2 protein-coding genes and 1 pseudogene are annotated in these 7,019 nt (G+C 63.4%); 1 reads left to right on the forward strand and 2 read right to left on the reverse strand.

Annotated elements, in window-relative coordinates:
• Positions 1-100: 100 nt before the first annotated feature.
• Complete coding sequence (gene tssA / locus ISS99_RS04965; RefSeq protein WP_204630480.1) at positions 101-1,141, forward strand: type VI secretion system protein TssA; 1,041 nt, start codon at positions 101-103, stop codon at positions 1,139-1,141.
• Positions 1,142-1,487: 346 nt separating this feature from the next.
• Here tssA and ISS99_RS04970 read toward each other — a convergent pair whose 3' ends face one another.
• Positions 1,488-2,588, reverse strand: coding sequence for a hypothetical protein (locus tag ISS99_RS04970; RefSeq protein WP_204630481.1), 1,101 nt, complete (start codon positions 2,586-2,588; stop codon positions 1,488-1,490).
• Between the two features lie 17 nt (positions 2,589-2,605).
• Positions 2,606-7,019 (reverse strand): annotated as a pseudogene (locus ISS99_RS04975) (S-layer family protein); the annotation flags it as partial.

Here is a 7,019-nt window from a genome sequence, read left to right on the forward strand (position 1 = left end):
GGCCGGCAGCCCTGAAGAAGCTCTCGCAGCGAAGGACGATGCGCTTGCGGGACGCTCAATTGCGGTACGATTTCCACACCTCAAGGACAGTCTTACATCTATGACCACTCACGCGCTGGAGCCGTTGTTGTCGCCCATCGACGATGCCTCCCCCTCTGGGGAAAACCTCGAATATGACCCCGATTTCACGGCGCTGGAACGCCTGGCCGCACCCAAGGCCGAACGGGTCGTCGGCGACAGCGTCATCGCTGCCGAAGAACCGGAATGGGACAAGGTTTCCAGCCAGGCCGAAGCGTTGCTCGCCCGCTCCAAGGACCTGCGCGTAGCGGTTTACCTGACCAATGCGTGGACACGTACATCCGGCATGTCCGGTTGCAGCGACGGCCTGCAATTGATCCGCAACCTGCTGGAGCAATTCTGGGACAACGTGCATCCCCAGCTGGATGCCGAGGACGACAACGACCCCACCTCCCGCGTCAACGCGGTGGCCTCGCTGACCGACTTGCAGGGCACACTGGGCATCTTTCGCAACACCCCGTTCGTGCAGTCGCCGCGGCTGGGGCGATTCAGCCTGCGCGACCTGCGCATTGCCAACGGCACCCTGAAGATCGCTGCCAGCGAAGACGACGAAGATCCCTCTTCAGGCATGACGCAGATCGAAGCGTGCTGCATGGATTGCCCGGAAGAACAGCTGACCGGTAGCGTGGCCGCGGTCAACACCGCGCTGGAACACATCAAGGCCATCGACGGCATCTTCAACGAACACGTCGGTACCTACGGCCCGGATCTGAAGCCGCTGCTGAGCGACGTCTATGAAGTAAAGAAATTCCTGGAGCCGCAGCTGGCCAAGCGCTTGCCGCAAGCTGACGAAGGCATGGATGAAAGCGAATCCGAATCGACGTCGTCGGAGTCCTCCGGTACGACGAAATCCCGCAGCGGCCGCATCGAAACTCCGCAGGACGTAACCCGGGCCCTGGACGAACTGTGCGACTACTACGCCCGCTACGAGCCTTCCAGCCCCGTGCCGTTGCTGCTGCGCCGCGCACAACGCCTGGTCGGCTTGAGCTTTGCGGATCTGATGAAGGATCTTGCCCCGGGCGGCATGAGCGAACTGCAGGTGATTTCGGGCCTTTCAGAATAAGCACGGCACCAAGGCGACAGCCCGTCAGGCTGTCGCCTGCTCCGGCACGTGCGGGTGCCGAGCAAGTGTTAACAGGCCCTAGGGCCTGTTAACACTATTTTCGTGGCCCGCGCCGGGAGCTGTTTGCGCGCCAGCCAAGGAAGAGTGAGGGAGTGTACGTCCGTACACGACCGAGCGATGAGGCAGGATGGCGGGCAAACAGACCCGGCCCTTCGGGTTGCCGTTGAGTGGCCGCCATGCGGCAGCGCGCGGCACCGGCTTGGCAGCCAGCCAAGTCAGTGCCACGCACTACCACCTGACGGCCACTCAACGACAACGCGGGCTACGAAAATAGTGCTAACAGGCCCTAGTAAACGCCCTTGCAGACGTTGGCCGTCGAACGCACGACAACCGTGCGCGTGGATGGACTCCAGCTCATGGTCAGTCCGGCCGGAAGCCCCATCGTGATGTCCGCGACGGCACTCTGTTCGATCGGTCCTACCGATGAACTGGTACCGTCACCGAACACGACCTTGGCGCCGATGGCGTAACGCGAGGGATCGGCACACCCGCCAGCTGCCACTTGCTGCGTGGAGGTGGTCCCGTACGCCACGATGTCCGGCAGGTTGCCGGAACCGACGGGAACGTGCGCACCGTTGCAGACCGCCTGCAAGTTGTAGCTGACCGCAACGCGCAGCGACGGTGCCACCTGCAATGCCGTCAGTGCTTCGGGCTGGGCCGTGCAGCCGCGCAGGAAAGCCTTGTGCTTGGCTACCACGCGCAACACGAACACGCCCGACTCGCTCCCTGCCCCATCCGGCAGCTTCAACTCGATGCGCGTCGGCAGTGCCCCGGTAACCACCGGCTGCACATTGAGCAGCTTGCCTTTCTCGTCGATGGCGCTGACTTGCGGATCGGGGCATTGCGGATCCGCCAGATCGGTGCCGATCAACGCCAGCGCAATCGGGGTATTGCCCGGATGCAGTGCGAACACCGGACGATGGTCCATCGACTCCACGCCACTGACGACCGGTGTCGCCTTGGACGAGCCCGATGCCTTGGCCAGCCGATCGATATTGGCCGCCAATCCGCTCGCCATCGCCTTGGCATCGCTGCCGGGACAATCCTTCGCCGTATCCAGATACGTGCGCGTGCGCTGCACAGCCGCATCTGCACGCATCACCGCAACGTGCCTGCTGTCATCCATCAGGTCGGCCGGCTGGCTGGCCTTGTCGCCGAGCGATTTGCGCAAGGCGTCGGCCATCGAGCCCAATTGCTTGCTGGCCGCATCGAGGCTGTCGTCGTGCAACGACGCTGCGCGTGCCGCCAGATCCTGCTGCGCAGTCATCAACCGTGCGATTACCGCCTCGCCGGTCAGGCGTGGCGCGATCTGCGCGGTTGCGCGGCCTGCTGCTCCCGAAGCCAACAGGCCGCCACACAATGCAAAGACGCAACAGGCTTTACGCATCCGTCCTCCGCTTTGGGTCACTCATCCGAGCAATCCGAGTTGCCTTGCGCCTCGCACTTCTGCTGGTCCGTCGGCAGCAGAATGCCCGGCGCCACGATACCGAACGAACGGTAGTTGGCCGTGATCACGCTGGCGTCGATATAGGCGTCCAGGTGGTTGTTCACGTTCTGCGCGCGGCTGGAAACCAGCGACGTCGGCACGTTCACGCCGTCGCCGATGATCGGCAGGATATTCCCGAGCGGACCGACCGCGTAGAAATAGGCCGGCGGATCGCCCAACAGCCCGATGTACTGGGTGGTGAGGCCGAGCACGTAGATGGGATTGGTGGCCGTACCAATCGATCCGGTAGCCGACCAGGTACCTGTGCCGTCATACAGCCAGTTGTGGTCAGTCTGGAACAAGTCACCGGTTACGGCGAGCGATACCGGCGAAGTACCCGCATTCACGGTGTAATTGCTGCCGTTGAGCGCACTCAAGGTCAACGACTGGGCGTCGGCAAAGCTGAAGCCTAGTAGTGAGCGGAAGTCACCGAGCGTACCGACCTTGTTCTGGCCGGTGAGCGTGGTGCCGCCGCCTGCACTACCGCTCAACGAACCCGCCGCAATGGAACCGGCGGAACCTTCGCTAAGCGTGCCGGCACTGTTCAGGCTGGTGGCCGAACCGCTGACGGTACCGTTGATGGCCATGTCGCCGTTGCTGGTGGTCAACGCAAGACTGCTGCCGCCATTGACCGGGCCATTGATGGCCAGGGTCCGCGCGTTCACCAGGCTGAAGCCGTTGGCAGTGAAGCTGCCCAGCGTATCGATCTGGTTGATGCCAGTGAGATTCGTTGCGCCAGCGGAGCTGCCGGTCAAGGTGTTGGCATTGATTCCGTCGCCGCCCTCGCCGATCGCGCCGGCCGAATACAGCGCAACCGTGCTTCCGTCCAGCGCACCGTTGATATTGATGTTGCCGGCGGTGGTGGTCAGCGTAGTCGTGCTGTTGCCATTGACCGTCCCGTTGACCGTCAGCGACTGCCCGTCGGTGAAGTTGAAGCCGTTGGCGGCAAAGCCCTGCAGCGTACCGACCTGGTTGTGGCCATTGAGTGTGGCGGCACCGTTGGCGCTGCCGGAAAGCGAGCCCGCCACGATACTGCCGCCGTTTTCGCTGATCGCGCCCGCAGCATTCAAGGTGGTGGTGGTGCCAGCCACCGAGCCGTTGATGGTGAGTCCGCCACCCGTGCTGGTGATGGACGCGGCGGAGCCACCATTGACGGCACCGCTCACTGCAAGCGCTTGCCCGTCGACCAGGTTGAAACTGGCAGCACTGAAATTACCGAGCGTGCCGATCTGGTTGGTGCCATTCAACGTGACTGCACCGCCGGCGCTGCCACCCAGGATGCTTGCGGTGATGCTGCCGTTTCCGCCTTCGGTGATCACCCCCGATGCAGACAGCGCCGTATTGGTGCCACTGACGGCACTGTCGAGCGCGAGATCGCCGCTGGTCACAGTCAACGCCGTGCTTGCGCCGCCGGTCAGCGGTCCGGCGACCGTCAGGCTCTGGCCATTGGTCAGGCTGAAACCGCTCGCGCTAAACGTACCCAAGGCACCGATTGCATTATTGGCATTGAGCGCCACGGCGCCAGCCGACGACCCCGTCAAGGTGCCTGCACTGATGCTCCCCGAGCTGCTGATGCCGCCCTGGGCACTGCTCATGGTCAATGTGCCGCTGGCCGCAATGCTGTTTTGCGACGTAATGCCGTTCAAGCCCGTCAGCGAAACATTGCCTCCGCTCAGCGCGCCACCGGTCGTCAGCGTACTTCCGTTGGAAGCCAGCGAAATGTCGCCGCTGCCCGCATTGATGCCGTAGGTGGTCAGCATGCCCGTGGCATTCAGGCTGACGGCGCCATTGCCGTTGTCGGTGAGCGATGCAACGGTGAGATCGCCCGCATCATTCAGCGACACGCCTGCACCGGTGGCCGTTACCGTTCCGGTGAAAGCATTGCCGTTATTGGTCAGCGATATTGCACCGTTGCCGGCGTTGAGCGTGGCGGTTCCGGCCACCGACAACGCATCCGTCTGACCGATTGCACCGCCGTTGCTGGTGGCGACCAGGTTGCCGCTGACGTTGCCGCTACCCAGGTTGAGGCTGCCGTTGCTGGAAGCCGTCAGGTCTCCGGTGTTCAAGCTTCCCAGGTTCAATGCGGACGCATCAGCAATTTGCGTGGCGCCGCCCACGAGAGACACTGAGCCGCCAAACACGTTGCCGCCATTGGCAAGATTGATCGCCGCGTTGCCCGCATTGACGCTGCTGTTGCCGCTCACCGACAGCGCACCCGTCTGGCTGATCGCGCCACCGTTGCTGGTCGCCGCCAGGTCACCGCCGATCGCACCGCTACCCAGCACCAGGTTGCCTTGGCTGGTTACCGTAAGCGCGCCGGTATGCAACGCACCCAGGGTCAATGCGGATCCCTGGCTGATCTGCGTGGTGCCGCCGGTCAGCGCCACGGCACCGGCAAAATTGTTGCCGGGGTCGGTAAGCGTGATGGCGTTGCTGCCCGCGTTGAACGCACTCGCGCCAGTCACGACGAAGGCGCCGCTCTGGGTGATCGAACCGCCCGTGGTGGTGACCGACAAACCGCCGGCGCCGATGTTCAGCGCGTTGGCGCTGAACGTGCTGCTGGTGCTGCTAAGTCCGGTCAGCGAGGTTGCGCCGCCGATACTTGCCGTGCCGCCCGTACTAATGACCAGCGCATGCGGTCCGCTGACACTCTGGGTGAGCTCGATGGCACCGTTGCCAGTGCTCTGCAACGTGGTGTTCGTACCGAGCGTTACCGCTCCGTCGTATGTCTGCGCCCCGACCGAAGTCTCGCTGCCATCGAGCGTGATGCCCTTGCCGGTGATGGCCAAGGCGCCGCCCACGTTGGTTCCCGTGACAGCGATCGGGGCAGCGCTGTAGTCCAGGGTCAGGTTGCCTGCCACCGTGGTCGGCAAAATCACCGCCCCCGGCGTAGTGCTGCCGTTGACGAAAGTCAGGTTGTTGATTTGCGCACCGGCACCCGAACCCGCGGCAAAGGTCTCGTTGCCGCTGAATTTGTTGTTGGCGTTACCGAGCAGAATGTCTTCGCCGGTGCCATGGCTAGTGTCGTTCTGCGTGAAGCTCGCCGTACCGTTGACGATCATGCCGGCATTGCTGCCGCTGCCTTCGGTAATCGCTCCGTTGCTCGTGGCAATAAGTGCGCCTACGTTGACGCTGCCGAAGCTCAACGGTGCATTGTCGGCGATCTGCGTGGCGCCGCCGGTCAGGCTTACCGTTCCGGAGAAAACATTTCCGGCATTGCTCAGGGCAATCGCCGCATTGCCTGCATTGATCGTGCTGGTGCCGCTTACGGACAAGGCACCAGTCTGGCTGATTTGCCCGCCGCCAGTGGCAACGAGATTGCCGCCGATCACGCCACTGCCCAGGATCAATGCGTTCTGACTGGTCGCCGTAAGCGCGCCCGTCTGCAGGTTGCCGAGAATCAGCGGCGTTGCCGCACCCTGGCTGATCTGCGTCGTACCCCCGGTAAGCGTCACGACACCGGTGAATTGATTACCGCTGTCAGTAAGCGTAATGGCCTGGCCACCCGCGTTGAACGAGCTGGTGCCGGCTACGACGAACGCACCATTCTGCGACTGACTGATCGCACCGCTCGTCGTCGTCACCGACAACCCGCCAGTACCGATATTCAATCCGCCGGCGTTGAATGTGCCGCTGGTGCTGGTGAGGCCGGCGAGTGTAGCCAGGCCATCAAACGTCACGGCTCCCTTCGCGGAAAGGCTCAATGCCTGAAGAGAACCGACGGTATCGTCGAACGTAATATTGCTGCCCGCGCCGGTCGCGCTCAGAGCGGTAGCTCCCGCGCCAAACTCCACCGCACCGTCATAGGTCTGCGAGCCAACGCTGCTTTCGTTGCCGTTGAGCGCAATACTGGTACCGGTGACGCTCAGCGTGCCGCCCACGCTGCTGGCCGATATCGCTAACGGCGCTGCCGAGTAATCCAGCGTAAGGCTGCCGCTCAAGCTGCTCGGCAGGCTGACGGTTTGCGCGGTGGTGCTGGCGTAGGTATTGGTCAGCGATAGGTTGCCGATCTGCACGCTCGGGGCTTCATTGAAACTCACCGCACCGCTGAACAAATTGTTCGCGTTGCCGAGCAGCACGTCGGCGCCGTTGGCGTTCTGCGTGAAGCTCGCCGCCTGCGTGACGGTCAATCCCGAGCCGTTGCCGCTGGCTTGCGAGATCGCGCCATTACCAGCGGCAGTGAGCGTTCCCGTCACCGTGCCTTCGCCCAGATCCAGGGCGCCGCCGCTGCTGACCGTCAGGTTTCCGGTTGTCACCGTGCCCAGGGTCAAGCCGCTCGTGTCCACCACCTGCGTGGTGCCGCCGCTCAGATTGAACGTGCCGCCGAGGTCG

Source organism: Dyella mobilis (genome assembly GCF_016904945.1).
In the GTDB taxonomy this organism is placed as follows: domain Bacteria; phylum Pseudomonadota; class Gammaproteobacteria; order Xanthomonadales; family Rhodanobacteraceae; genus Dyella_B; species Dyella_B mobilis.